This window comes from Pseudomonas sp. Pseusp15 (assembly GCF_059492165.1).
Genome location: NZ_CP168523.1, coordinates 1,480,787 through 1,506,558 on the forward strand (window position 1 = coordinate 1,480,787; position 25,772 = coordinate 1,506,558).

A 25,772-nucleotide genomic window follows, 5' to 3' on the forward strand; every position below is an offset into this window, starting at 1 on the left:
AAGAATGAGTTCAGCTGCTCGGTAGAGGGCGGGAGGGATGGATTATCAGGTTGAGCCAGCGCCTTCGAGCAACCCAGCGGTCGCTCGAAGGCGCTCCGGTTACTTCAGGTTGCCGCTGAGGAATTGCTGCAGGCGCTCGCTTTTGGGGTTGCCCAATACGTCCTCGGGCGCACCTTGCTCTTCGACCCGCCCCTGGTGCAGGAACAGCACCTGGTTCGACACTTTGCGCGCAAAGCTCATTTCGTGGGTCACCATGATCATGGTGCGGCCTTCTTCGGCCAGCCCCTGGATCACCTTGAGCACTTCGCCCACCAACTCCGGGTCCAGGGCCGACGTCGGCTCGTCGAACAGCATGATTTCCGGTTCCATGCTCAGGGCACGGGCAATGGCGACCCGTTGCTGCTGACCACCCGAGAGAAACGCCGGGTATTGATCTGCAACCCGTGCCGGCAAACCGACCTTGTCCAGGTAGCGCCGGGCGCGATCCTCTGCGTCCTTCTTGCTGACGCCCAGCACCCGGCGTGGTGCCATGGTGATGTTTTCCAGCACCGTCATGTGGCTCCACAGGTTGAAGTGCTGGAACACCATCGCCAGGCGAGTGCGGATGCGTTGCAGTTCGTTGGCGTCGGCCACGCGCATGCCGTGGCGGTCATGGACCATTCGAATCGGCTGGTTGTCCAGACTCATGGCACCGTCGTTGGGTGTTTCCAGGAAGTTGATGCAACGCAGAAAGGTGCTCTTGCCCGAACCACTGGCGCCGATCAGGCTGATCACATCGCCGGTCCTGGCGTTCAGCGAAACGCCCTTGAGGACTTCATGGTTGCCGTAACTTTTGTGCAGGTTTTCAACGGTCAGTTTGTACATGAACAAGCATCCTGAATTAGTGAGCCGGGCCGAGGAAAGACAACCAACGGCGTTCAGCCAGGCGGAACAGGCCGACCAGGGAGAACGTGACTGCCAGGTAGATCAACGCGGCGAGGCCGAACGATTGGAAGGTCAGGAAGGTCGCCGAGTTGGCGTCCCGCGCGACTTTCAGGATGTCCGGGATGGTCGCGGTGAAGGCTACGGTGGTCGAGTGCAGCATCAGAATCACTTCGTTGCTGTAGTAAGGCAGCGAGCGACGCAGGGCGGAGGGCATGATCACGTAGGTGTACAGCTTCCAGCCGGTCAGCCCGTAGGCTTTGGCCGCTTCGACTTCACCGTGGTTCATGCTGCGAATCGCCCCGGCGAAGATCTCCGTGGTGTAGGCGCAGGTGTTCAGGGCGAAGGCCAGGATGGTGCAGTTCATCGCATCGCGAAAGAACGCATCCAGTACTGGCTGCGCACGCACCGCGGCCAGGCTGTAAATGCCGGTGTAACAAATCAGCAGCTGGATATACAGCGGCGTACCGCGAAACAGGTAGGTGTAGAACTGCACCGGCCAGCGCACCCAGACATTGCTCGAGACCCGGGCGATCGACAGCGGGATCGACATCACGAAGCCGAAGAAGATCGAAGCGCTGAGCAGCCAAAGGGTCATGGCCAGCCCGGTGATGTGATTGCCGTCCTGGAACAGGAACGGTTTCCAGTATTCCTGCAGTAGCTCGATCATCGCACGGCCTCCCGGGTGCCTGCGGCGTAGAAGATTTCCATCCGGCGCAAGACGTAGTTCGAAACGGTGGTGATCACCAGATAGATCAAGGCGGCCAGAATCAGGAAGAAGAACAACTGATAGGTGCTCTTGCCCGCGTCCTGGGCCACCTTGACCAGATCGGCCAGGCCGATGATCGACACCAGCGCGGTGGCCTTGAGGATCACCATCCAGTTATTACCGATGCCCGGCAGGGCAAAACGCATCATTTGCGGGAACACCACCAGGCGGAAGCGCTGGGCGCGGGTCAGGCCGTAGGCGGTAGCCGCTTCCATCTGCCCTCGCGGTACGGCAAGGATGGCGCCACGAAAGGTTTCGGTGAAATAAGCCCCGTAGATGAAGCCCAGGGTAATGACCCCGGCGCTGAACGGGTTGATCTCGACGTATTCCCATTCCATGAAGTCGGTAAACGAGGACAGCCAGGTTTGCAGGCTGTAGAAGATCAGCAGCATCAGCACCAGGTCCGGCACCCCGCGAATCAGCGTGGTGTAGGCCTGCGCAGGGACACGCAGCAGTGCCGATTTCGAAAGCTTGGCGCTGGCGCCGATCAGGCCCAGGCCAACGCTCACCAGCAAGCACAGAAAGGATAATTTGACCGTCATCCAGGAGCCTTGCAGCAACAGCGGGCCGAAACCCTTGAGGCTAAAGTCTGACAGCCCAAGAATCTGCAATAGGTTTTCTAACATTGAGCAGCCCTACGTCAAATCAAAAAAGCGCCCATCGGGAAATGGGCGCAGGGTCATTATTTGCCGCTGTAGAGATTCATATCGCCAAAGTGCTTCTGCTGGACGGCCGCATAGGTGCCATTGTCGTGCAGTACCTTGATACCTTTGTTCAGCAAGGCCTGGAGCTCGACGTTGCCTTTGGCGAGACCCACGGCGGTCTTGGCTGGAAGGAGGGGGTTTTCGACCGGTTCGCTGACCTGGAAGTCGGCGCCTGGTGGCGACTTCAGGAAGCCCAGTTCGGCTTGCAGCATGTCCTGGATCGAGGCATCGAGGCGTCCGGAGATCAAGTCAGCGTACACCTGGTCCTGGTTGGCGTAGGCCTGGGTCTCTACCCCGGCCTTGTCCAGCACGGCCTTGGCGTAGGCTTCCTGGATGGAGCCTTGCTCGTAGCCGATTTTCTTGCCCTTGAGGGAGGCCGGATCGGTGCCGATGGCCGCGCCTTTCTTGAATACCAGCGCGGTCGGGCCAGAGAACAGCTCGTTCGAGAAATCGATGACTTTCTCACGCGCCGGCGTGACGGTCATGGAAGAGATCACGCCATCGAACTTGTTGGCCTTGAGGCCGGGAATCATGCCGTCGAAGTCGCTTTCAACCCACTTGCACTTGACCTTCAGCTCCGCGCAGATCGCGTTGCCCAGGTCGATATCGAAGCCCACCAGGCCGCCGTCGGCGGCCTTGGATTCGAACGGCGCATATGAGGGGTCGACGCCAAAGCGCAACTCCTTGTACTCCTTGGCCAGCGCAGAACCGGCAGCCATACACAAAGCCAATGCAGAAAGAGTGAGAAATGCTTTTTTCATTATTTTATTCCCAGGGACCATCGAAAGCGCTTGTGCCGCAAGAGCGCGTGTACTGCGCTGCGAAATGTCCTATGCACACGCAAGTACTTGTACAGACAAGCATATGCAATCACCCGGCCAATTCGCCGATTGGGCGCTTGAGAAAGCGCGTACAGCGCTCTGGGATGGGCTTGGCAGGCAGGTGAACGCTGGGGAGAGGTAGCCTGCGAGGCTGTTACCTAAGCAGGCTTTTACACCCGGCTGGGGTATGCGGTAACAAAGTGTGGGGTTAAGGGCGCTGACTTTCCTGGCTCAAGCCTTGACCCAACGCTGACGGCTCCAGCTACTCAATGTATCGACGGCCAAGACCAATAACAGCATCGCCAGAATAACCGTGCTGGCTTGAGCTTCCTGGAACAGGCTGAGGCTGACATAGAGCATTTGCCCCAAACCACCGGCGCCGACGAAGCCGAGCACACTGGCCATGCGGATGTTGTTTTCCCAGCGGTACAGGATGTAGGCCAGTAGCTGTGGCAACAGATTGGGCAGGGTGCCGTAACAGAACGCCCATACGGCATTGGCGCCCTGCAAACGGATAGCGTCGGCCGGTTCTGGTGGGGTGTTTTCCAGTGCTTCGGCGAACAACCGGCCGAGCACGCCGGTGGTGTGCAGGGCCAAGGCCAGGGTGCCGGCGTTGGGGCCGAGCCCGGCGGCCAGGACCATCAGTGCGGCCCATACCAGTTCCGGCACCGCGCGCAAGGCGTTGAGCACCAGGCGTGACGCGCTCTGCAAAGGCCAGCCGTAGCGCCCGGCTGCGGGCAATGCCAATAACAGGCCGAACACCGCCGCGAGCAGGGTGCCAAGGGCCGACATGGCCAGGGTTTCCAGGGCGCCGTGGCCGATGGCTTGCAGATGGCCCGGGCTCAGGTCCGGGCTGAGAAAACGCTGGGCATAAGCGCCCATCTGCTTCAGGTTGCCGGCGCCGCCGAGCTCGCCGAGGTCGATGCCCAGGTAGTTGAACGAGGCGATGACCGCTGCGCCGATGCACAGGAGCAGTGCCAGGTTGAACAGGCGATTCATGTCAGCCTCCAGCGCAGCAGACGGCTGAGTTGATCGGCGAGCAGCACCAGGACGAGGAACGTCAATAACAGACTGGCCACTTCACCGCCGGCGAACATGCGCAACGACAAATCCATTTGCTGGCCCAGGCCGCCGGCTCCGACGAAGCCCATCACCACTGAGGCGCGGATTGCGCATTCCCAGCGGTACACCGTGTACGACAGCAGTTCCGCAGCGACATTGGGCAGGATTCCGTAGCAAAAGGCGGCGAGCCGACCACTGCCGGACTGCAGTAGCGCGTGTACCGGGCGCTGGTCGACCGACTCGAAAATTTCCGCATAGACCTTGCCCAACATGCCGCTGTAGGTGATGGCAATGGCCAGTACCCCGGCCGTCGGACCGAGGCCGACGGCGCGCACGAACAGCAGGGCCCAGACGATTTCCGGCACGCTGCGCAGGAAGATCAGCAAGCCGCGTATGGGCCAACGCAGCAGTTGGCCCCAATAGCTCGGGTGGCCAGCGCGGGAGGCAGCAGACAGCGACAGGGCACGACTGGCGAGCAGGCCGGCGGGAACAGCCAACAGCAACGCCAGGGCCATGCCGGCCGTGGCGATGGCCAGGGTCTGCAGGGTGGCTTGCAACAACAGCTGGATGAACTCGTCGCCATGGGCCGGTGGCCAGAAGGCGGATACAAACCGGCCCATCTCGCTCTGACTGTCACTCGCCACCAGCACGCGGAGGTCCAACTCGCTGAAGCGGATGCCGGGCCACAGCAAGGCAAGGGCCAGCAGGGTGAGCAGCAGACGGGGCAGTGCGGCCGGATCGCGGGTGTCAGACGTCAGCATCGGGGGATCTGCACACTCAAGGGAGCCGGAGGAATCGGCGAGGACTGCAACTGCTCATTGGCGTAGAGCTTGTCGAGCAGCTCGCGATCGACGGCGCTGGCCGCAAGGTCGAACAGGATCTGTCCATCACGCAAGCCGATGATGCGCGAAAAGTGCGCCAGGGCCAGCTCCACCGCGTGCAGGCTGGCGACCAGGGTGACGTTCTGCTCCCGGGCATGGCGGCACAGCACCGAAAGCGTGTGCTGGGCCAACACCGGGTCCATGGCCGATACCGGCTCATCGGCCAGCAACACCTCGGGCGCTTGATATAACACGCGGGCAATGCCCACGCGCTGTAGCTGTCCGCCGGACAGTTGCTGGCAATGCGCGAACAACTTGTCACTCAGGTCCAGCCTGGCCAATGCCGCGCGTGCGCCCGGAACATCCAGCGGATGCAGCAGGTTCAGCAGGCTCTTGCCCAGACCCCACTGACCCAGCTTGCCGGCCAGCACCGCGGTGACCACGCGCTGGCGCGGGGGCAGGGGAGGCGCCTGATGAATCAGGCCGATGCGCGCGCGCAGCCGCTGACGCTGACGGGCAGAAAGCTGCCAGACACGCTCGCCGAGCACCTGCAGCTCGCCGTTGCCCGGTCGCAGGGCGGTGGCCAGCAGGTTGAGCAGACTCGACTTACCCGCGCCGGACGGGCCGATGATCGCGACCTGTTCGCGTGCACCGATGTGCAGGTCCACGCCACGCAGCGCCTGGACACCGTTGGCGTGGGTAAGGCTGACCTCGGTCAGATGCAATGTCATTTGAGCAGTTCGGCGGCGCGTGCGGCTTCCTCGATGCCCTTGTAGTTCTCAGGCTTGGTTTCGATGAAGCGGCTGGCGGCCTGCAGGTCCAGAATCTCCTTGTCCCTCGGGTTCGCCGGATCGAGCGCCAGGAACGCAGCCTTTATCTTGGCCGCCAGCGCCGGGTCGAGGGTTCCGCGCACCGTCCAGTTGTAGTCGAAGTACGCAGGGGTGGTCGAAAACACTTTGACCTTGGTGGTATCGACCTTGCCGGCGGCGACCAGTTTTTCCCACACGCTGGCGTTGAGCACCCCGGCGTCGACCTTGCCAGCCTGGACCCAGGCAACGGTGGCGTCATGGGCGCCGGAGTACCCCACGCGGCTAAAGTACGTTTCCGGCTTGATGCCCTCCTTGAGCATGAAGTAGCGCGGCATGAGACTGCCGGAAGTCGAGGACACCGAGCCGAAGGCAAAGGTCTTGCCCTTGAGATCGGCGAGGGACTTGACGGCTGGGTCGGCGGTGATGAATTTGCTGGTGAATTGGGCGTCCTGTTCACGCTGCACCAACGGAATGGCATTGCCGGTTTTCAGGCGTGCCTGCACGAACGTGAAGCCGCCCAGCCAGGCCAGATCGATGCGATCGGTAGCCAGCGCCTCGACCACCGCCGGATAGTCACTCACGGGCACGAACTCGACCTTCATGCCCAATTGTTGTTCCAGATAGGCGCCAAGCGGCTTGAACTTGCGCAGCAGTTCGGTCGGGGCCTCATCAGGAATCGCGCTGACTTTCAGGGTCTCGGCGGCTTGCGCCAGCAGGGTGCAAAAAGACAAGGACAAGCCGACGGCCAGTGCCAGGGTACGCTTGAGCATGGAAGATCTCCGGTGCATTTACGGAAGAATGTCGAGGCGCCTGGCACAAGGTGATTGCTGCGTGGCGCTTTGTGAGGGTAGCCGAAATGGAGCGAAATTGACTGCTTTTGGGCTATTGCGGTTTATTGCGAAGGGCGGCATACGACCCATAGCAGCCCTCCATAACAGCCTCCCGACCTAACGTAGCCGCCAATGCTAACAGTGCTAAATGACTTCTTACGATAGCCCGCAGCCTAGATCTGGCCGCCAGCTCCATCCGTACTGCTAGATGCCTTTGGCGCGTTTAGGTTTGTGGGATGCTAACCACTCTTTCTGCTCAGCGTCGATGAAGCTGCCGAAGATGCGAAACATAGACGTCAGGTATGGCCACTTCTCCTTTGAATCAGGAGCGCGTAGCAGCCAAAAAAATGGCCCGCATGCGGGCGGGCCAAATGGGAATTCTTCAAAGGAGCAGGGGTAGTCTGCGCTCCATTCTGTGAGCACTGCGTGAAAAGCATGTCGCCGAAACGAAAGCATTCGGTCGAAGCAAGCACACTACTTTTGCTGATGCAGGTATTTCTGAATTGCATCAATTTCAAGTTTGCTTGGCTTTACACCGCTGTCAGATTTGAAGCTAGCGCTAGCCCAATGCGGCATTGGCGCCTTCAGAGGCTTCCCATGGTCGTCGATACCGCTCAGCACTGCTCGCTCAAATACTTTTGATTTCCATTCACTGGCATCTCCGGCCAGCTTAGGTGCCGATCCTCCCGTGCCTCGAGGCCCGTGACAAACAATGCAGTTATCTTGAAAAAGTGTTTCTCCATCTGGCGGTGATGCTATTGCCGATGAGCAGGTGAGTAGGGTTATGAACGTCAGAAATGCGCATTTCATTTTAGGCTCCTGGCGACCCAACGATGCCGTGAGCTGCTTAGGGGCGCTAAGTGAGAGCGTAGCAGGAGGCGAATGGCGATGGGCGAGAGGACTTCAGGTAGCGAATCCCGAAACTGGGCCGGACTGCTTTCTCATGCGTGCTGGATTAGCTTGATCCGCCGCTGGACTGCGGTAAGCGACTCGCCAGCCTCCTTGACGGCTGATCTTATCTCATTCTTGGAATCCACAATTTTTTTGTGCCCAGTACTTAAGCTCGCTACCGTCCTTAAGGTGAACTCTGATCTCGTCTGTGCCGCAAATGTGTTTGTGCTGCTCCATAGGGCTCTCCGTGTCTTGTTCATGATGTGAGGCGATTAAAGGATTTTGGGTATTCGGCGCGAGTACGCGCCGCTTAGCTATCCAGTCGTGCAGATATGCAGAAAAAGCGGCCCATTTGGGGTGCTGGAGTTTTAGCGATTGACTGCTTCTGGCCGATTGCTGCGAGTCGCGACTGACCGAAATCCACAACCCAAAGCTGACACTGTCCGCAGTCAGCTCCAAGCCTTCTCTCGATCCAGCAGGTTGTGGGCTATTCAGCGGCGCCACGATCCCTCGGGCAATTCGACCTGCCGATGGGCCGCAGCCAAGGCAACCTTCAGCCCCTCTTTATCCAGCGGTATGCAGTAGGCGGGTTTAGCCCGTTCGAATCGCCAGCTTTCATCAAGACTGCCCGCATCTACCGCGTCGAATCCAATCTCGTCCAGTAACTTGATCACCAGCGCTTTCGCCGCCGGATCATCCGCCGCGATCGGCAGTGCGCGTCGGTCGGGCGCTGCTTTCGGGCGCGCGTCCTGCACCAGGTCCTGGGCAAGGATTGCATTGAACACCTTGACCACGCTGGAGTGGGGCAGGTGCTCGGCGAGCAAGCGGCTGGTGGTGGTTTCGAATCGGTCGAGAGCGGCAATGTGACCGTCGCGCTCCGGGTAGTAATTATTGGCATCCAGCACGGTTTTGCCCTCTAGCCACTTGGCCGGCACGCTTCGGTAATGCTCAAGAGGAATTGCCACGAGTACAACTTCGCCAAATTGTGCTGCGTCCTCGATAGTGCCGACCTGACTGCCAGGAATGCCATTGCGCACGCTGCTCATGGTCTGTGGCCCACGTGAATTGCTGAGCATCGCCTCGTGTCCCGCGGCGATGACCAATTGCGCCACTGCACGTCCGATGAAGCCTGCCCCAATAATGCCGATACGCATGTCCTTGCTCCGCTGGTTAAGTAAGAAGAAACCATGATGATTGCCAACCAACAGCAGATAAATAATCATCGGCTACTTAGTCTCGTTACCAGGAGTGTTGAATGATGGACCGTCTGACGAGCATGGGAGCGTTTGTGATGGCGGCGGAATCCGGCTCCTATGCCAGTGCTGCCGAGCGATTGGGCCTGTCGGCGCAGATGGTGGCCAAGCATGTTGCCGCGCTTGAGCAGAGGCTAGGTGCGCGGCTGCTGAACCGGACCACCCGACGCCAGAGCCTGACTGAGTTGGGCAGCGCTTACTACGAACGCTGTAAGCACATTTTGAGCGAAGCTCAGGCTGCCGACTCCCTGGCGCAGATCATGAACGACACCCCGCGCGGCAAACTGAAAATCAGCGCTCCCGTCACGTTCGGTTCCTATAGCCTCATGCCTTTTGTGACGGAGTTTTTGCGTCAACATCCGGAAGTCGAAATCGATCTGCATTTGACCGATCGCTTCGTCGATCTGGTGGAGGAGGGTTATGAAGTGACTTTCAGAATTGGCCCGTTGACCGCGTCCAGTTTGACCGCCAGGCCGTTGGCGCCTTATCGGTTGGTAGCCTGTGCGGCACCGAGCTACCTGATCGACCGCGGAGTGCCACAAATACCGGATGATCTGAAGAACCATGAGTGTCTGGGGTATGCCTATTGGTCCCGGCCGGCCGACCGCGAATGGGTATTCTGCAAAGGCTCCGCAGTTGAACGGGTACAAGTCGTCAGTCGATTGCAGGTCAACGAGAGCAAAGCACTGCTGTCGGCAGCGCTGGACGGGTTCGGGATTGTCCTTGGTCCCGAAGACTTTCTTGAGCCCGCGTTGCGCAGCGGTGAGTTGGTTCGACTGTTAGCTGATTACGAAGCACCGAGCCGACAAATGCATTTGCTCTACACGGCCAATCGTCAGAGAACAGCCAAACTCCGACGATTTATCGAGGCTGCGCTCGTCCGCTTTGGTGCTCCTTGAGCAGGCTTTTGAGTTGTCTCAGCCGCATTGGCTTGTGATTGATCGCGGTCGCAGGCCACTGCTTCATTGACTGGCTGTTGTTGGGCCGATTGTTGCCTGTCGCCAAGGGCAGTAAACGACCCATTGCAAGCGATCGCAGCCAATGCAGTTACGGTCAGTTTGCCCGCGCCGAGAGTCGCGTCGTGCAAGATCTACCCGGTTGCGCCGCACTGGAGCATCACGCTGCGTCAATGCCTGTTGCAACCGCCGAGCCACTACTACACCAGGACAATACGTTTGAGCTTGGCGTTCAGTGCGGCGAACGCCGCTTCGGTACTGGCCTTGTGGTTGGTGATGAGCACGTCGATGCGTTCTGGCGGGCAGAAAGCGACGCGGCTCTCCACGCCGATCTTGCTGTAGTCGGCGAGGATGACCACGCCTTCGGCATTGTCGGCCATGGCGCGCGCCACTTCGGCTTCGCGGTGGTCGTAGTTGCTGGCACCGCGCTGGGCGTCGATGCCGACGGGCGATAACAGCGCGAGGTCGGCCCGATAGCGGCCAATTTCCGCCACCGTGGTGCCGCCAACCGTAGCGGGAGCACGGTCGCCGAGTGAACCGCCCAGTACGATCACCTCGTTGTGCTGGCCGCCTGGCACAGCGGGATTACGCAATTGCAACGCCACGTTGAACGAGTTGGTGATCACGGTCAGCCCTCCCAGCTTGGCCAGCTCTTCGGCGAGGATGACGGTGGTGGTGCCCGCGTCGATAAACACAGTCTGTCCGTGCGACAGCAGACTGACCGCTGCGCGCGCGAGGTCACGCTTGAATTTGACGTTGATGTTCGCCCGCTCGGCGATGGGCGCTTCGTCTTCAACGCGGATGGCGCCGCCGTGTATCCGCTTCAACTCCCCCTGTTCCTCCAGAGCGACCAGGTCGCGTCGCACCGTCTCGCGTGAAACGTTCAGCTCCGTGACAATGCGGTCGGTGGTGACGCGCTGCAAAGTCGATAGTAGTGCGCGGATCCGCTGGTAACGCTCTTCTTGCCACATACCGGGTGTCCCTGCTGTTCGAGTCGCTGTCCGAGCACGCATTGTGGAGAGGCGTCAGTCGCTGTCAAGTTTGGCGCGGCCTTGTGATCATTGGGTTGGCGCAGCCTGCGCGTCATGTTTGTGTGATATTGAGGCATTATTGTTTTTTTGTGTATTTGGAGCTAGCCTCGTGGCCGGACGGTTTCTTCCCCTCGTCCGCATTTCGAAACACGCTTTCGCCATCGCCTCGGTTGTAACCTCTCATTTAGAAGTAGGAGCTATGCCATGCAGCGTCGCCAGTTTCTGAACACCCTCGCCACCGTTTCCGTTGTCAGTCCGCTGTTGTTGTCGTCCCGCATAACGCAAGCCGCCACGCCCCCGGCCACACCAAGTGCGCTGGACCCGGCGCGCTGGTCGCCGCTCAACCAAAAGCGTCTGCAGGCGGTGATCGATGAGCACGGCGTCAAGAGCGCGTCCTACCGCCCTGACCAGCGCCCGTACGCGGTGTTCGACTGGGACAACACCTGCATCATGAACGACTGTGAAGAAGCGCTGCTGGTCTACCAGATCAATCATCTGCAGTACAAGCTGACGCCCGATGAGTTCGCTGAGGTGGTGCGTCAGGACGTGCCGAACGGCGCGTTCATGAAGGACTACACCACGGTGGACGGCAAGCCGGTCAAGATGGAAGACATCGCCAGCGACGTAGAAGCGGATTACCGCTGGTTGCACGCCAACTACAAGGGGCTCGCCGGCGACAAGAGCCTGGAAGAGATTCAGGCCAGCGAGCAGTACAAGGATTTTCTCGCCAAGCTCTACTTTATGTACGACGCGATCTGCGACAGTTACCCGGTGGAGATCGGCTATAAGTGGATTCTGTATTTCTACAAGAACATGACCACGGCTGAGTTGCAGGCGATGGCCGAGGCTTCCAACAACTACGCCATCGGCGACGCACTGCGCAAGGTCAAGTACGAGAGCTCACGCACGTTGCCGGGCAAGGCCGGGGTGGTGGCGGATACGCACTTTCATGGCATCCGCATCCATGAGGAAATCCGCGGCCTGATGCACACGCTGCGCGCCAACGGCATCGACGTCTATGTCAGCACCGCCTCCATCGACGATGTGGTACGCGTGTTCGCGGGCAATTCTCATTACGGATACGACGTTCCGCCTGAGAACGTGATCGGCCTGCGCATGGCGATGGAAGGCGGCAAGTACACCACTCGCTATCAGCCGGACTGGCACTTCAACTACGGGCCGGGCAAGACCGTCGGCATCAAGAACGTGCTGGTTAAACAGAAGGGCTATGGCCCGGTGTTGGTGGCTGGCGACAGCGATGGCGATGCCTGGATGCTGCGCGACTTCAACGATACGGCGGTGGGGGTGATCGTCAACCGCATGAAGAAGGGCGAGATCGGCGCCGACAGCCAGCAGGCCGCTACCCAGTTGGGCACCCCGAACGCCCGCTTCATCCTGCAGGGGCGCAACGAGCACACTGGCCTGATGATTCCAGACGAGAAATCGCTCAAGTACGGTAAAGACGAGCTTAAGCTGCTGGCTTGATGGCACTGGCTCGCGGGTGGCCGGCGGCCATCCGCGAGCCGCAGTGCAACTCGCCTTGTACCTGCGGGAATGATGATTCTGCGCCGGAAAGTCGTTACCGCTACCGGCCCGAGTGAGTCAGTCGTATCGAGTCAAAATTGTGAGTGACCCTGGAATTACGAGGCGCGCTCCACAGACCGCTTTTTGGCCGAATGCTGCCTGTTACGTCGACCGGTTGAATCCACAACCCAAAGCTGACTGTCCGCAGTCAGCTCCAAGCCTTCTCTCGATCCAGCAGGTTGTGGGCTATTCAGCGGCGCCACGATCCCTCGGGCAATTCGACCTGCCGATGGGCCGCAGCCAAGGCAACCTTCAGCCCCTCTTTATCCAGCGGTATGCAGTAGGCGGGTTTAGCCCGTTCGAATCGCCAGCTTTCATCAAGACTGCCCGCATCTACCGCGTCGAATCCAATCTCGTCCAGTAACTTGATCACCAGCGCTTTCGCCGCCGGATCATCCGCCGCGATCGGCAGTGCGCGTCGGTCGGGCGCTGCTTTCGAGCGCGTGTCCTGCACCAGGTCCTGGGCGAGGATTGCATTGAACACCTTGACCAGGCGCAGATGGTGGCCAAGCATGTTTCCGCGCTTGAGCAGCGGCTAGGTGCACGGCTACTGAACCGTACCACCCGACGCCAGAGCCTGACTGAGTTGGGTAGCGCTTACTACGAACGCTGTAAGCACATTTTGAGCGAAGCTCAGGCTGCCGACTCCCTTGCGCAGATCATGAACGACACCCCGCGCGGCAAACTGAAAATCAGTGCTCCCGTCACGTTCGGCTCCTATAGCCTCATGCCTTTTGTGACGGAGTTTTTGCGTCAACACCCGGAAGTCGAAATCGATTTGCATTTGACCGATCGCTTCGTCGATCTGGTGGAGGAGGGTTATGAAGTGACTTTCAGAATTGGCCCGTTGACCGCGTCCAGTTTGACCGCCAGGCCGTTGGCACCTTATCGGTTGGTAGCCTGTGCAGCACCGAGCTACCTGACCGACCGCGGAGTGCCACAAATACCGGATGATCTGAAGAACCATGAGTGTCTGGGGTATGCCTATTGGTCCCGGCCGGCCGACCGCGAATGGGTATTCTGCAAAGGCTCCGCAGTTGAACGGGTACAAGTCGTCAGTCGATTGCAGGTCAACGAGAGCAAAGCACTGCTGTCGGCAACGCTGGACGGGTTCGGGATTGTCCTTGGTCCCGAAGACTTTCTTGAGCCCGCGTTGCGCAGCGGCGAGTTGGTTCGACTGTTAGCTGATTACGAAGCACCGAGCCGACAAATGCATTTGCTCTACACGGCCAATCGTCAGAGAACAGCCAAACTCCGACGATTTATCGAGGCTGCGCTCGTCCGCTTTGGTGCTCCTTGAGCAGGCTTTTGAGTTGTCTCAGCCGCATTGGCTTGTGATTGATCTCGGCCTTGTGTATTCCGCGGTAGCAAGGGTTCATAGGCATGACCTGAAGCTAGCCGGCAAAAGAAGCTGCGCCTTAACTGACTGGCATTTACCAAAGCGCCAGGGTGTAGCTGAGGATCAAGCGGTTCTCATCCAGATCATTACCGAAGTTCGAACGCACCGACGCGTTGCGCCATTTGAGGCCCAGCCCTTTCAGCGTACCGTCCTGCACCACGTAAGCGATATCGGTGTTGCGCTCCCATTCCTTGCCTTCACCTGGCGCTGCGCGTTGCACATTGTCGCCAGAGATGTAGCGGGTCATAAAGCTCAGCCCCGGCACACCGAGTGCGGCAAAGTTGTAGTCGTAGCGTGCTTGCCAGGAATGCTCGTCGATGTTGGCGAAGTCGCCGATCTGCACGAAGTTGACCAGGAATGGATCGCTGCGCCCAATATACGGAAACGGATCGTTGCCGCTCATGCGTTGGTAGCCGAAGCCCAGAGCATGGCCACCAAGGCTGTAGGTAAACAGTGCACCAAAGGCCTTGTTGTCGAGCTCACGGAAGCTGCCGTCTTCGGTACTGCGCGCATAGCGCACGTCGCTCTTGAGCGACTGGCCCTTGCCCAGGTCCAGCAAGTGCACCAGCCCGAGGTAGTTCTGCTGGTAGATATTCTCCAGCGTGCCATAGCGGTACTGCGCAGTCAGGTTTGGCATGAACTGATAGTCAGCCCCGGCAAACTGGAACTTGTCGCTTTGCCCGCCGATGCGGTTGGCGGTCATGTTCTGATAATTGGTAGAGTCAACAACATTGATCTGTGTGAGTTGACCTCCTGTAAGTTTCAAACGGTCGATTTCCTGCACATTGACCATGCCGCCCTTGAAGGTTGACGGCAACAAACGAGTGTCATTGGAGTTCACTACCGGGTCCTTGATTTGCAAAGTCCCAAGCTTCAGGGTGCTGTTGGACAAGCGCACTTTGGCGGTCATGCCCAATTTGCTGTAGCTATTCTGGGAGCCACCGGACAAATCTGCCGGCAACAGATTGGTGCCCGCCGTCCCCCCACCGGAGTCCAGTTTGAAACCGGCCATGCCCAAGGCATCCAGGCCAAAGCCCAGAGTGCCGGCGGTGTAACCGGACTCCATCCGCAACAGGAAACCCTGCGCCCATTCCTCTGCCTTGTCCCGCGAACCTGCCTGGCGGAAATCGCGATTGAAATAGAAGTTGCGCGCTTCGAGACTGCCTTTACTGTCGGCAATGAAATCCGCCTGGGCAACCGGTGCACAGAACAGGCTCAAGCCGAGCAATGTGCCAACCGGGACGTACACGCGCTGGGTGGAAATGAAATCGTTCATGCCATGCTCCTTTTGCAGGCGCGAGCGAACCCTCTCGGGGGGCGTTGCCGCTCGCGACCGATGTTGTCGATAAGAAGTGGATCAGCGACGTCTGAGCAGTCTTGCTCAGACGTGTCGGGGCTCAGGACTCGAGTTGTCGACCGCGGGTTTCCGGCAGACTCAGCGCCGCCAGAATCACCACGCCATAAGCACCTGCTGCGAAGATTCCGATACCCGTACCAATTGGCAGCTTGTCGCTCAGCGCACCGATGAGCAACGGGAACAGCGCGGCGATGGAGCGTCCGGCGTTGTAGCAGAAGCCCTGGCCCGAACCACGCATGCGAGTCGGAAACAACTCAGTGAGAAAAGCCCCCATGCCGGCGAAGATGCCCGAGGCGAAAAAGCCCAGCGGGAACCCGAGCCAGAGCATCAAGCTGTTATCGATGGGCAACTGGGTGTAGGCCAGGACTATTGCCATGGAGCCGACAGCGAACAGGATGAAGTTCTTCTTGCGACCGATGGCATCGGTCAGCAGTGCACTGGTCACATAACCAATGTACGAACCGACGATAACCATCGCCAGATATCCCCCGGTGCCGAGCACGCTCAGGCCCCGTTCGGTTTTCAGGTAGGTCGGCAACCAGGTGGTGATCGCGTAGTAGCCGCCCAGCGCGCCGGTGGTCAGCAACGACGCACGCAAGGTGGTGCTGAGCATCCGTGGTGCGAAGATTTCGAAGAACGCCCACGGCGAATCCTGCTCGGGTTTGGCCTTGCGCTCACGCCGGGTGTGCTCAAAGGTGTCCGATTCCTTGACCAGCCGGCGAATCACCAGCACAAACAACGCCGGCACCAACCCGATCATGAACAGCGCCCGCCAGGCTTCTTCCGGCGGTAGAAAGCTGAACAACCCGGCATAGAGCAACGCCGTCAGCCCCCAACCCAGAGCCCACCCGGCCTGCACCATGCCTACCGCTTTGCCCCGATCCTGTGAGCGAATCACTTCGCCGATCAGCACCGCGCCCGCCGTCCACTCTCCACCGAAGCCAAAGCCCATCAACGTCCGGGCCACCAGCAATTGCTCGTAGTTCTGCGCCAGCCCACACAAAAAGGTGAAGAACGCGAACCACAGGACCGTCAGTTGCAGGGTTCGTACCCGGCCGATGCGGTCGGACAAAATCCCGGCAACCCACCCGCCTGCCGCCGAGGCCAGCAGCGTACAGGTGCCGATCATTCCGGCATCCCCCTTGGAGATGCCCCAGGTGGCGATCAGTGTGGGAATGACGAAACTCAGCATCTGGGTGTCCATGCCGTCCAGGGCATAGCCGATTTTGCAGCTCCAGAATGTGCGTTTTTCATTTTTTGACAGAGGGCCGTACCAACTGAACGGACCGGCGCGGCCCGTGCCTGAAGGCACGCTGTCAATTATGGTCTTTTCCATAGGGGTTCCTGCGGCAGCAAGCGAAGATGACGGACACGCCTCATTATTTTTTTGTGAAGGCGGTGTCGTGGGAGGCAGGCGCAGTGGCTGCGTCATGGCGTGGATTCTTCGCGCCGCGGCAGAATGGCGTCAAACGGGAAAAAAGCGAGGTTGCACATAAGAAAATTTGATACCTGCGCGACGGCTTCTGGAGTAACAATTGCCAGGTGCCGAACATGTTTCCCTGTGGGAGAGCAGTGTCCGCACTCCCACATACAAAAGCTGCGAAAGCCACGAGAGTCGCCATGAACCTCAAATTTCTCGAAACCTTCGTCTGGGTTGCCCGACTGCAAAGCTTCAGCCTGACCGCGGAGAAAATGTTCAGCACTCAGGCCGCCATCTCCAGCCGGATTGCCTCGCTGGAAGAGGAGTTGGGCCTGCGCTTGTTCGTGCGTGATTCGCGGGGGGTGTCGCTAACACCCGAAGGTGTGAAAGTGCTCGACTATGCCGAGCAGATGCTTGAGGTTCAGCGAGCGTTGAAGCACTCGCTGGACAACACCAGCCAGCAGCAGGGCCTGGTGCGTATCGGCGTGATGGATACGGTGATCCACACCTGGCTCAGCCCGTTCATGTCGACCTTGATGCAGACTTTCCCCACCGTGGAAATCGAGATCAACGCCGACGCCGCGCGCAACCTGTGCGACCAGCTGCAAAAGGGCTATCTGGACATCGTTTTCCAGACTGACCTGATCCGCCACGAAAGCGTACGTAATCTCGAACTGGCGCACTATCCCATGCACTGGATCGCCGCCAGCAACTCAATCTATGCCCGCCCCTTTGCCTCCCTTGCCGAGTTGGCCAGCGAGCGCATCATCACCTTCGTTAAAAACTCACGACCCCATCAGGATGTGCTCAACCTTATGCACGCCCATGGCATCAGTACGCCGCGAGTCAGTTGCGTCAACTCTGTTTCGGCCATGACCCGGTTGATTCGAGACGGCTTCGGTATTGGCGCATTACCGGCCGCATTAGTGGCTAAGCCCTTGGCCAGTGGCGAGCTGATTCAGCTGGAACCGGGCACAAGCTTGCCGCAATTGGATGTCGTGGCTTCGTGGCGCGCCGGGGTCGGCCTGGAATTGATCGAGAGCATCGTAAACATGAGCCGCCAAGTGGTTTGCCAATACGCTGAGGATGTCGGCCCGCTTCGAATGGTTCCAACGCCCGGTCTCAACAGTCGACAGCCCCTTGAATAATTATTAGTTGTTCGGGGGTAACAACATTCCTAGTTGGACGGCGTCGTCATGGTTTTCTAAAAAGAGTCATCGAACCTGAAGAGATGCCGTGATGAATCAGTCAGTCCTGTCCTTTGAGCAATTACAGCAGCGTTCCCCTTTGGCCCTGCGCCAAAGCATCGCCGCCGGGCAATATCGGGACCACACCAGCGGCTTGGCCCAAGGTCGGGTGCAAGCCAATATCGTGATTCTGCCCACTGATTGGGCTAACGAGTTTCTCCGGTATTGCACACTCAATCGGCAGGCATGTCCGGTGCTCGACGTTACTGAACCGGGTGATCCATATTTTCGTAATCTCGGGACGGCCATTGATATCCGCCATGACGTGCCCCGATACAGGGTCTATCGCCATGGCGAGCTGAGCGAAGAACCGTCGGATATCGAGCATTTGTGGCAGGACGACATGGTCGCCTTTGCCCTCGGCTGCTCGTTCTCTTTTGAACAACCTCTGCTTGAGGCTGGTATCCGCCTCAGGCACATAGATCTGGGGCGCAATGTCGCAATGTTCCGGACCAACATCGACACACGTTCCACCGCTCGCCTGTCTGGCAAAATGGTGGTGAGCATGCGCCCGATGAAAGCCGCCGCAGTGATCCAGGCGATTCAGATCACCGCACGCATGCCCAATGTCCATGGGGCGCCCGTACACATCGGTGATCCGGCGCTAATCGGCATCCATTCGCTAAGCAACCCGGACTACGGCGATGCCGTACCGATCGAAGCCGACGAAATCCCGGTGTTCTGGGCCTGCGGCGTGACCCCGCAATCGGTGGTGCAAGCTTCACGTCCGCCGCTGTGCATCACCCATGCGCCCGGTTGCATGCTGGTGACGGATTTGTGGAATAGCGCTTTATAAAGGCGTACGGGGTCTGTGTAATAGTCATGTGAGCCTCGTATGAGGCGGCTCTCAACCCAGAATGGATGCGACGGACACACAATGAACACTGCTCAACTATCGATTCGACAGTACATCAAAGCCAAGGACGGCAACCGTCCACATTTGTTAGACCAGGCCTTTGCGCCGGACGCGATCCTGGACATGGTCGTGCACACCGGATCCATCTCGTTTCCACCCCACGTCGAAGGCCTTGGGCCTATCGGTGATGTGCTGGTCAGGCGGTTCGGCCAGACCTTCGAAAACGTCTATACCTTCTGCCTGGGACACCCACCTGAACCGCAGGCCAAAACCTTCCAGTGCAAATGGCTGGTCGGCATGTCCGACAAGCACTCCGGCGACGCCCGGGTCGGTTGCGGTCTGTATGAATGGCAGTTCAGCCCCGAGTCGGGACTTGTCCAGAGGCTCACTATCACCATCGAGCACATGAAAACCCTGCCAGCGACTGATCTGCACTGCATCATGGAGTGGCTATCGCATCTGGATTACCCATGGTGCCGCCCGCAAGCGTTAGTGAGCAATGCTCCAGACATAGACACGCTTGAAGAGGTGATCCATTACGTGAAGCAGGGCTGATCGCGCTATCTCAATAGTCGCTCAACCTGCGCCAACTCCCAGGTGCTCAGTAAACTGACCGGGTCAGTGCCGTAACGCCAGGCCTGGAGTGTTCCCTCGCGACCGTCCGGACTCCGGCAGTGTTGGCAGTGGTGCAAGCGGTTGCCGTCGAAGTCGAGGGTCAGATGCCAGCCTTCGATATCGACCTGTACCTGACCGGGTTCACACGGTTCGTGGAGGCGCCGCAACGGGAGGACTTCCAGGGCGGCGTCTCGCAGGCGTTGGCAGACTTCGCGGGCGGTGAGGGCGGGTGTCGGGGTTAGGCTCTGCAAGGTCATTCTCATTCTTGGGAGTAGCTTTGGAGCATTGTAACGAGACACGCCGGCGTCATATCACCGGATACGGATTTTCGGCGTCACGGACATGCCGACTCGCAGCTTCGCCGCCGCGGGCTGATCGGGATCGATGCGAATGCGTACAGGCAAGCGCTGGACGATCTTCGTGAAGTTGCCGGTGGCGTTGTGCGGCGCGACGGCGGAGTAGGTGACTCCGCTGGCCGGTCCCAGGCTGTCCACCGTTCCTTGCAGCGTCTCGCCCGGCAAGGCATCCACCTCGATATCCACGGCTTGACCCTTTTGTACGCGCGCCAGTTGCGTCTCCCTGTAGTTGGCCGTGACATAGACGGCATCGAGCGGAACAATCGCCAGCAAGGGTTTCCCTGCATTGACGAAGGCGCCGATACGTACCGATTTCTGCCCGATCGTGCCGCCGATTGGCGCCGTGATGCGGGTGTAGGAAAGTTTCAGCTCTGCGGTGGCTTGTGCGGCTTGAGCGTGGGCAAGAGCCGCCCTGGCTTTCTCCAGATCAGCTTTCAGGATATCCACTTGTTGCCGAGCGGCCTGTAAACCTGCCTGGCTCGTTTCCCCACGGGCCTGTTGAATGCTCAGTTGCGCTTCGGCCTGTTGCCGCGCTTGCACCGTTCCCGAGCCGTCGGTGGCCAGGTTGCGATAACGGGTCTGATTGACGCTGGCCAGCTTGAGCGCAGCATCGTCTGCGGCAACGGCCGCTTGGGCCTGGCGGATGGCGGTTTCCTGCTGAATCAGGTGCGCTTGCAGGCTGGCGATGCCGGCCCGGGCACTGGCGACCTCGGCCTTCGCCGCGTTCAGGGTCGCAACGAAATCACGGTCGTCAATGATTGCGAGTAGATCGCCTTTCTTGACCAGCTGGTTGTCTTCGACCATCACTGAGTCGACCGTTCCCGACACCTGCGGTGCAACCGTGGTGAAGTCGGCGAGGACGTAGGCATCGTCCGTGGACTGGGTCGATGCGCTGGATTCGGGGCGATTGAGATAGAGAACACCGCCGATCGCCACTGCAAGCAGTAGCACCGCACTGATGATCCTGGCTTTCTTTGGCAAGGCCATGATGAGTTATCCGTGTGAGGAAGATGAAGGAGAGGTAGAGGGTGAGGCCGCGCGCACGTCGGGTGCGGGGATGTAGGTCAGCCGCAGCACCAGAGGAATCAACACCAGCGCCAGAATGCCCAGCACGCGATAGGCGTCGGCGATCGACAGCACCTGCGACTGCTGGCCGATGAGGTCCATCAGTTGGGACGGCTCAAGCGCCAGGGCGTTATCTGTCAGGGCTGCATGGTCCAGCAGCATTTCCCCATGGAAACGACTGCGCACGGTCATCAGCTGTCCGACCACTGCCGCACCGGCCAGTGAACCGAAGGCGCGCAGGGTGTTGATGGTGCCGGACACATAAGGTCCTTCGGGGGGCTGCACAACGCTGGTGACCAGAAACAGCATCGATACCACCGCCATTGGCTGGCCGAACGCTTGCAGCGTTTGCACCACGACGAACTGCTCGCGGTTCCAGTCGGAAGTCAATTGCGCCCCGCAAAAACAAGCCAGCGCGATCAACAACAGCCCCAACGCGAACACGATGCGCGCATCGACCCGCTTCTGATACAGCAGCAGCGCCACCACAGGCCCCAGGACCAGTTGCGGCAAGGCGACGATCAAACCGATCGATGCCATTTGCAGGGGCCGGTAGTTCTGCAAAGGGCCGAGATAACTGGCCGGCAAGAGTGAGCTGGACATCAGCACCACCAGCAGGCAGACGAACAGAATGCAGCCCAGCCCCAGGTTGCGGCGGCCGAGAATCTGCAATTTGATGAACGGTGAGGGGTGATACCACTCGGTCAGCAGGTAGACGGCCAGCAGGGCCAGCCCGGCCACCAGCGATAAGGTGATCAAGGGCGAATGAAACCAGTCCAGCCGTACGCCTTGATCCAGTGCGACGGTGATCAAGCCGAGCGCGGGCACACCGCAGGTCATGCCGGACCAATTGGCCTGCCCAAAGCGTGGGATCTGGATGGGCTCCCGCGGCAGTCCCCACCCGACCAACAATCCGGCGATGAGGGTCAGGGGAATGATCTGCCAGTACACCCAGCGCCAGTCGAACAGCCCATCCGTCCAGTACCCGGCCAGCCAGATCGAGAGATTGGGCGCGAAGGTCGCGGTCATCGCATACAACGCCAGCCCATACAGCCGGATGGGCGCTGGCAGGAATTTCAGCGCCGCCATCATCAGCAACGGAATCGTCGTGCCGCAGGCAATGCCTTGCACAAAGCGCAAGGTCAGCAGCAGGTTCAGATCGTGGATGAAGGGCAGGATCACCGCCAGCAGTGCACAACTGCCGAGCATCCACAGCTCGAAGCGACGCAGCGAAAGGGTAATGGCAAACCACGCCGCAAAGGGCATGGCAATCAGTTCCCCGGCGCTGTACGCGGTGGTCAGCCAGGAGGCGTCGTCGAGGCCAAAACCGAGTGCGCCGCGTACATCCGCCAACGCCAATGCGCCGACGCGGGTGTTCAAACCCGCCATCATGGCTGCGATGAAAATCCCGACGAGACCTGCCATTGGGCGTATCGAGGGTTTGGCCCCGGGCGTTGTGGTAGCAGGGACGTCCGCTGGCGACAGTGCGACTCCGTTCATTGGTCGGCCTTCGAAGGTGAAACAACCGGAGACGCGAGGGCAACCGATGGAGGTGCCGTTGAATGATCGATGCCAGCCTGCGGGTCCCAACCGCCACCCAGCGACTTGTAGAGGTTGACCACGGTGAGCGTGGCGTTGGTCGCGCTGTCATTGAGACTGGTTTGGCTGGCAAGCACATTGAGCTGCGCCGTCAGTACGCTCAGATAGTCCGTAGCGCCTTGCTGATAGCCGCGTTCGGCAGACTGCAGTGCTTGCTTGTTCTGTTCGTACGAATCCAGCAATTCAGCGTGCCGGCGTTGTTGTGCCGCCCAGGCATCCAGGGCGTTGTCCACTTCATGCCAGGCTCGCAATACCGTTTGCCGATAAGCCAGCGCGGCGGTTTTTTGCCGTGATTCGTTCAGGGCCAGACGCTGCGTCAACCGCCCTCCCTGGAAGATCGGAAGGTAAACCGTCGGGCCGACGGAAAAGAAGCGCGAGTCCCAACTCGCGAGATCGCCGCTTTCAAAAGCTTCCACGCCGACTTTTCCTTTCAAGCCGATACGCGGGTAGAAATCAGCCTTGGCCACACCGATGGCGGCTGTCGCGGCATGCAGCTGGGCTTCGGCGCGCAGGATGTCGGGTCGCCGGTGAGCCAGTTCAGAAGAGACGCCGACCGGTACGTGAGTCGGCAGCGAAGGCAAGGGCATGGCTTGACGCAGTTGCGCATCGAGTGCGCGCGGCTGCTCTCCCAACAGCAACGCCAGAGCATTCATCAGGGCATTGCGACGCTGGATCAGTTCGGGAACCAAGGCTTTGATCGTCGCCAATTGCGCGCGAGCGGACGAGGTTTCGAAGCGCGTCGCGACGCCGTTACGCTCGCGGCTTTCGGCCAGGCCGAGGGTGCGTTCGGCAATCCCCAGATTTTGCTGTGCAATGTCCAGTTGTGCCTGCGTTCCGCGCAACTGCAAATAGGTGCGCGCCACTTCGGCGGACAAAGCTACCCGTGCCGCTTCGCGGTCATACACCGTGGCTTCCAGGGTCGCTGCAGCACCTTCACGCGTACGTTGGGCTCGGCCCCACAGGTCGAGCTCCCAACTGGCATCGAATCCAAGCTGCCAGAAATTATCGGGGGCAGTAGGCGCTCCCAGGGCGGCGAACTTGCCATGTTCGCTGAGCCCCTCACGCGTGTAGCTGGCATTGGCCGCCACGCTGGGCAGCAACTGCGAGGAGGCGATGCCCAGTTGCGCTCGGCTTTGCTCAATGCGTTCGGAGGCTATGAGCAGATCAAGGTTGTCAGCCTGCGCACGTGATTGCAGCTCGGCGAGCACGGCGTCGTTGAACAACAACCACCACTGGGAGGGCACTGTGGCGTCGGAAGTCAGGGCGGCGCTTGGGTAGTCCTGTCTGGGCGCTAGCACCGTTTGGTGAAGACCGTTTTCAGGCTTCACGAAGTCGGGGCCGACCATGCAGCCGGCCAGCGAAACTGCGCCTAGGGTTGCGATTGCGCACTGCCGTAATTGTGAAAGCAGCCGTTGAGAAGTCATTGCAGCGTCCTGTCGAGGAAGGGAGCGCCCCAGGCCGATATCGTTGAACGGATGATGTCGGCCGAGTAGGGCGTCACCGAGCACGCAGCTGGCCGCGTGTGCGGGCGGTGCTGTCAGTGCACCGGAGTAAAAATGGGCTTGCTCTTGTCCTTCAACAGGACGACCAGAAACTTGGCGGGTTTGGTGAGGCTGGCGTTGCGCCCGACCGTGTGGACGTCGTCCGGGCCTTCGTAGAAGGTCTGGCCCGGTGTCAGCGTGACGGATTCGCCGCCGCGCACGCCCATCACAATCGAACCCTCCAGCACATAGATGAATCCGTGTGCATTGTGCCGATGCACGGGATCGCCTCCACCCGGTGGAAACTCCACCGTGATCATCACCGCCTCCTTATCGGGATAGTCCGCCAGTGCTTTGGTCATCAGCGGTGTTACCTGCGCCGGTGGCAATGCCTCCTGTGCGCCGGCGGTGCCGGTGGTCAACAGGAGCCCTATGGCGAACGTTCTGAAAATGGACATGGCGTGTTCCTCGTTGTCGATTAGTAGATGGCGCGGCACCCTGGCGGGGCTGCGCCTGTGTGCCGATGCCTGATCAGGACAGGCCGGACTTGTCTACGCCGAATGCCTTGTCGTACGAGCCGGGCACGACCTGGAAGCCCACGTTGATGCGATTCCAGGCATTGATCGACATGATCAGGAAGGTCAGGTCCGATAGCTCTTTCTCGGACAGTTGTATACGAACACGCTCATAGAGCTCATCAGGCACGCCATGGGCGGGAATCTGGGTGAGGATTTCGGTCCATGCCAAGGCCGCGCGTTCGCGTGGGCTGAACAGCGTTGACTCACGCCAGATGGCGACATGGTGGATCCTGAGCGGCCGCTCGCCATGGATCGTGGCTTCCTTCACGTGCATGTCCACGCAGAAGGCGCAGCCGTTGAGTTGCGATGCCCTGATATCCACGAGATCGCGCAGCGACTCCTCGATGGCGCATTGCTTGAAGGCAAGGCTGAACTCGACGAACTTCTTGAACAGCTCGGGGGATTGCTTCTGGTAATCGATGCGCTGGGTCATGGTGAATCCTCTGTGTGAGAAATACGTAGGTGGAGATTCGATAGCGTCCTGCCTGGCTGACTGGCGCGGTCTTTAAGCCGATGTGCGGCTGAGCCAGTTCAGGAAGCGTGTCGGACCGATGTGCGCGTCGTCGCCCGCGACCAAGGATCGATCATTCAACTCATCGCCGAAGTAGCGCGCATGCACGTCGGCGATGACCTGCCGTTTGTCGTGGTGCGCGGCAAGAAACTTGCGCGCCAGTTCATCGAGAGGGAAACGATCCGGTCCGCCCACTTCGACGATGCCATTGACCGGTGCCCCGACCGCAAGATCGGCCAGCACCGCCGAGACGTCATCCGATGCGATGGGCTGGATAAGGGCAGGCGAGAGGCGAATCGTGTCGCCGTCGGCACCCGAATTGACAATGCCTTCGATGAACTCGAAGAACTGCGTCGAACGCAGGATGGTGTAGGGGATCTTCGACGCCTTGATCAGCTCTTCCTGGGCGACTTTTGCCCGGAAGTAACCGCTTTGCGGAAGACGATCGGGGCCTACGACAGAGAGCGCGACATGGTGCTCCACCCCAGCGGCCGCTTCGGCTGCAAGCAGGTTTCGACCGGACGTTTGAAAGAACTCCATGACGGCCCGGTCTTCAAATGAGGGGGAGTTCGCCACATCGACGACGACCTGGGCACCGGCAAGCGCTTCGGCCAGCCCCTCGCCGGTGAGGGTGTTCACGCCCGTACGTGGAGAGGCCGCCACCGTCTCGTGTCCATAGAGACGTAGCCTGCTGACAATGTTCGACCCGATCAGTCCGCTACCGCCAATAACGACAATTTTCATGTCCCGCTCCTCGGTTGGGTGTCGATCAAATTCGTTGCAGTGATCGATGTAGGGAGCATGCTCGCCAGACGGGCGCGATACTTTGTCGAAGC

25 protein-coding genes and 2 pseudogenes are annotated in these 25,772 nt (G+C 59.8%); 6 read left to right on the forward strand and 21 right to left on the reverse strand.

The window, feature by feature from the left end; translation table 11 throughout:
- Nucleotides 1-99 precede the first annotated feature (99 nt).
- The 10 genes from ACEN8R_RS06745 to ACEN8R_RS06790 all read right to left on the reverse strand — a co-directional run bounded on the left by ACEN8R_RS06745 (nucleotide 100) and on the right by ACEN8R_RS06790 (nucleotide 8,782).
- Nucleotides 100-864, reverse strand: coding sequence for an ABC transporter ATP-binding protein (locus tag ACEN8R_RS06745; RefSeq protein ID WP_018925636.1), 765 nt, complete (start codon nucleotides 862-864; stop codon nucleotides 100-102).
- Between the two features lie 16 nt (nucleotides 865-880).
- Nucleotides 881-1,591, reverse strand: a complete 711-nt coding sequence (locus ACEN8R_RS06750; protein ID WP_064618600.1) for an ABC transporter permease — start codon at nucleotides 1,589-1,591, stop codon at nucleotides 881-883.
- Nucleotides 1,588-2,316: an ABC transporter permease gene (locus ACEN8R_RS06755; protein WP_018925638.1), complete on the reverse strand. Its 729-nt coding sequence runs from the start codon at nucleotides 2,314-2,316 to the stop codon at nucleotides 1,588-1,590. Before ACEN8R_RS06755 ends, ACEN8R_RS06750 begins: the two co-directional genes overlap by 4 nt.
- A gap of 56 nt (nucleotides 2,317-2,372) precedes the next feature.
- The gene (locus ACEN8R_RS06760) at nucleotides 2,373-3,155 is read right to left on the reverse strand and encodes a transporter substrate-binding domain-containing protein (RefSeq protein ID WP_495624682.1); all 783 of its coding nucleotides are present in this window, start codon (nucleotides 3,153-3,155) and stop codon (nucleotides 2,373-2,375) included.
- 291 nt (nucleotides 3,156-3,446) lie between these two features.
- Nucleotides 3,447-4,214 (reverse strand): phosphonate ABC transporter, permease protein PhnE, encoded by a 768-nt coding sequence (gene phnE, locus ACEN8R_RS06765; protein ID WP_018925640.1) that lies wholly within the window; start codon nucleotides 4,212-4,214, stop codon nucleotides 3,447-3,449.
- Nucleotides 4,211-5,038 carry a phosphonate ABC transporter, permease protein PhnE gene (gene phnE, locus ACEN8R_RS06770; protein ID WP_018925641.1) on the reverse strand — a complete coding sequence of 276 codons (828 nt, stop codon included), beginning with the start codon at nucleotides 5,036-5,038 and terminating at the stop codon, nucleotides 4,211-4,213. Before phnE (ACEN8R_RS06770) ends, phnE (ACEN8R_RS06765) begins: the two co-directional genes overlap by 4 nt.
- Nucleotides 5,032-5,829, reverse strand: coding sequence for a phosphonate ABC transporter ATP-binding protein (locus tag ACEN8R_RS06775; protein ID WP_018925642.1), 798 nt, complete (start codon nucleotides 5,827-5,829; stop codon nucleotides 5,032-5,034). Before ACEN8R_RS06775 ends, phnE (ACEN8R_RS06770) begins: the two co-directional genes overlap by 7 nt.
- Entirely contained in the window at nucleotides 5,826-6,677 is an 852-nt protein-coding gene (locus ACEN8R_RS06780) for a putative selenate ABC transporter substrate-binding protein (RefSeq protein WP_018925643.1), read from the reverse strand. The genes ACEN8R_RS06775 and ACEN8R_RS06780 overlap by 4 nt, the downstream gene beginning before the upstream one ends.
- A 534-nt stretch (nucleotides 6,678-7,211) precedes the next feature.
- Nucleotides 7,212-7,547: a c-type cytochrome gene (locus tag ACEN8R_RS06785; protein WP_111455126.1), complete on the reverse strand. Its 336-nt coding sequence runs from the start codon at nucleotides 7,545-7,547 to the stop codon at nucleotides 7,212-7,214.
- Nucleotides 7,548-8,119: 572 nt separating this feature from the next.
- Entirely contained in the window at nucleotides 8,120-8,782 is a 663-nt protein-coding gene (locus ACEN8R_RS06790) for an NADPH-dependent F420 reductase (protein ID WP_495625003.1), read from the reverse strand.
- Nucleotides 8,783-8,883: 101 nt separating this feature from the next.
- Here ACEN8R_RS06790 and ACEN8R_RS06795 point away from each other — a divergent pair, with 101 nt between their 5' ends.
- Nucleotides 8,884-9,780 (forward strand): LysR family transcriptional regulator, encoded by an 897-nt coding sequence (locus ACEN8R_RS06795; RefSeq protein WP_177431133.1) that lies wholly within the window; start codon nucleotides 8,884-8,886, stop codon nucleotides 9,778-9,780.
- A 257-nt stretch (nucleotides 9,781-10,037) separates the two neighbouring features.
- Here ACEN8R_RS06795 and ACEN8R_RS06800 read toward each other — a convergent pair whose 3' ends face one another.
- Nucleotides 10,038-10,850 carry a DeoR/GlpR family DNA-binding transcription regulator gene (locus ACEN8R_RS06800; protein ID WP_429541933.1) on the reverse strand — a complete coding sequence of 271 codons (813 nt, stop codon included), beginning with the start codon at nucleotides 10,848-10,850 and terminating at the stop codon, nucleotides 10,038-10,040.
- Nucleotides 10,851-11,072: 222 nt separating this feature from the next.
- Between ACEN8R_RS06800 and ACEN8R_RS06805 the strand changes: the two genes are divergently transcribed.
- Nucleotides 11,073-12,353 carry a haloacid dehalogenase-like hydrolase gene (locus tag ACEN8R_RS06805; protein WP_495624683.1) on the forward strand — a complete coding sequence of 427 codons (1,281 nt, stop codon included), beginning with the start codon at nucleotides 11,073-11,075 and terminating at the stop codon, nucleotides 12,351-12,353.
- Between the two features lie 289 nt (nucleotides 12,354-12,642).
- On the opposite strand, the pseudogene ACEN8R_RS06810 reads toward ACEN8R_RS06805, so the two are convergent.
- A pseudogene (locus ACEN8R_RS06810) lies at nucleotides 12,643-12,954 on the reverse strand (NADPH-dependent F420 reductase); the annotation flags it as partial.
- Between ACEN8R_RS06810 and ACEN8R_RS06815 the strand changes: the two are divergent.
- Nucleotides 12,949-13,752 (forward strand): annotated as a pseudogene (locus ACEN8R_RS06815) (LysR substrate-binding domain-containing protein); the annotation flags it as partial. The pseudogenes ACEN8R_RS06810 and ACEN8R_RS06815 sit on opposite strands and share 6 nt — an antisense overlap.
- 133 nt (nucleotides 13,753-13,885) lie before the next feature.
- Here ACEN8R_RS06815 and ACEN8R_RS06820 read toward each other — a convergent pair.
- Nucleotides 13,886-15,127 carry an OprD family porin gene (locus ACEN8R_RS06820; RefSeq protein WP_495624684.1) on the reverse strand — a complete coding sequence of 414 codons (1,242 nt, stop codon included), beginning with the start codon at nucleotides 15,125-15,127 and terminating at the stop codon, nucleotides 13,886-13,888.
- 121 nt (nucleotides 15,128-15,248) lie between these two features.
- Nucleotides 15,249-16,544 (reverse strand): MFS transporter, encoded by a 1,296-nt coding sequence (locus ACEN8R_RS06825; RefSeq protein ID WP_230175042.1) that lies wholly within the window; start codon nucleotides 16,542-16,544, stop codon nucleotides 15,249-15,251.
- A gap of 284 nt (nucleotides 16,545-16,828) precedes the next feature.
- On the opposite strand from ACEN8R_RS06825, the gene ACEN8R_RS06830 reads away from it, so the two are divergent.
- The 3 genes from ACEN8R_RS06830 to ACEN8R_RS06840 all read left to right on the forward strand — a co-directional run bounded on the left by ACEN8R_RS06830 (nucleotide 16,829) and on the right by ACEN8R_RS06840 (nucleotide 19,286).
- On the forward strand, nucleotides 16,829-17,776 hold the full coding sequence (locus ACEN8R_RS06830; protein WP_495624685.1) for a LysR family transcriptional regulator: 948 nt from the start codon (nucleotides 16,829-16,831) through the stop codon (nucleotides 17,774-17,776).
- A 91-nt stretch (nucleotides 17,777-17,867) separates the two neighbouring features.
- Nucleotides 17,868-18,671 (forward strand): putative hydro-lyase, encoded by an 804-nt coding sequence (locus tag ACEN8R_RS06835; RefSeq protein WP_495624686.1) that lies wholly within the window; start codon nucleotides 17,868-17,870, stop codon nucleotides 18,669-18,671.
- An 81-nt stretch (nucleotides 18,672-18,752) separates the two neighbouring features.
- Nucleotides 18,753-19,286, forward strand: a complete 534-nt coding sequence (locus ACEN8R_RS06840) for a hypothetical protein (protein ID WP_495624687.1) — start codon at nucleotides 18,753-18,755, stop codon at nucleotides 19,284-19,286.
- Between the two features lie 5 nt (nucleotides 19,287-19,291).
- On the opposite strand, the gene ACEN8R_RS06845 is transcribed toward ACEN8R_RS06840, so the two are convergent.
- The 7 genes from ACEN8R_RS06845 to ACEN8R_RS06875 form a co-directional block, all read right to left on the reverse strand.
- Nucleotides 19,292-19,603, reverse strand: coding sequence for a DUF7693 family protein (locus ACEN8R_RS06845; RefSeq protein ID WP_081626570.1), 312 nt, complete (start codon nucleotides 19,601-19,603; stop codon nucleotides 19,292-19,294).
- Nucleotides 19,604-19,657: 54 nt separating this feature from the next.
- Complete coding sequence (locus tag ACEN8R_RS06850) at nucleotides 19,658-20,689, reverse strand: HlyD family secretion protein (protein WP_111455118.1); 1,032 nt, start codon at nucleotides 20,687-20,689, stop codon at nucleotides 19,658-19,660.
- 6 nt (nucleotides 20,690-20,695) lie between these two features.
- A complete protein-coding gene (locus ACEN8R_RS06855) occupies nucleotides 20,696-22,192 on the reverse strand; it encodes an MFS transporter (protein WP_495624688.1) in 1,497 nt (498 codons plus the stop codon).
- A 71-nt stretch (nucleotides 22,193-22,263) separates the two neighbouring features.
- Nucleotides 22,264-23,790 (reverse strand): efflux transporter outer membrane subunit, encoded by a 1,527-nt coding sequence (locus ACEN8R_RS06860; protein ID WP_495624689.1) that lies wholly within the window; start codon nucleotides 23,788-23,790, stop codon nucleotides 22,264-22,266.
- 113 nt (nucleotides 23,791-23,903) lie between these two features.
- A complete protein-coding gene (locus ACEN8R_RS06865; RefSeq protein ID WP_018930042.1) occupies nucleotides 23,904-24,305 on the reverse strand; it encodes a cupin domain-containing protein in 402 nt (133 codons plus the stop codon).
- A 73-nt stretch (nucleotides 24,306-24,378) separates the two neighbouring features.
- A complete protein-coding gene (locus ACEN8R_RS06870) occupies nucleotides 24,379-24,858 on the reverse strand; it encodes a carboxymuconolactone decarboxylase family protein (RefSeq protein ID WP_018930043.1) in 480 nt (159 codons plus the stop codon).
- A 72-nt stretch (nucleotides 24,859-24,930) separates the two neighbouring features.
- Nucleotides 24,931-25,680: an SDR family oxidoreductase gene (locus ACEN8R_RS06875; RefSeq protein ID WP_026286720.1), complete on the reverse strand. Its 750-nt coding sequence runs from the start codon at nucleotides 25,678-25,680 to the stop codon at nucleotides 24,931-24,933.
- Nucleotides 25,681-25,772 lie beyond the last annotated feature (92 nt).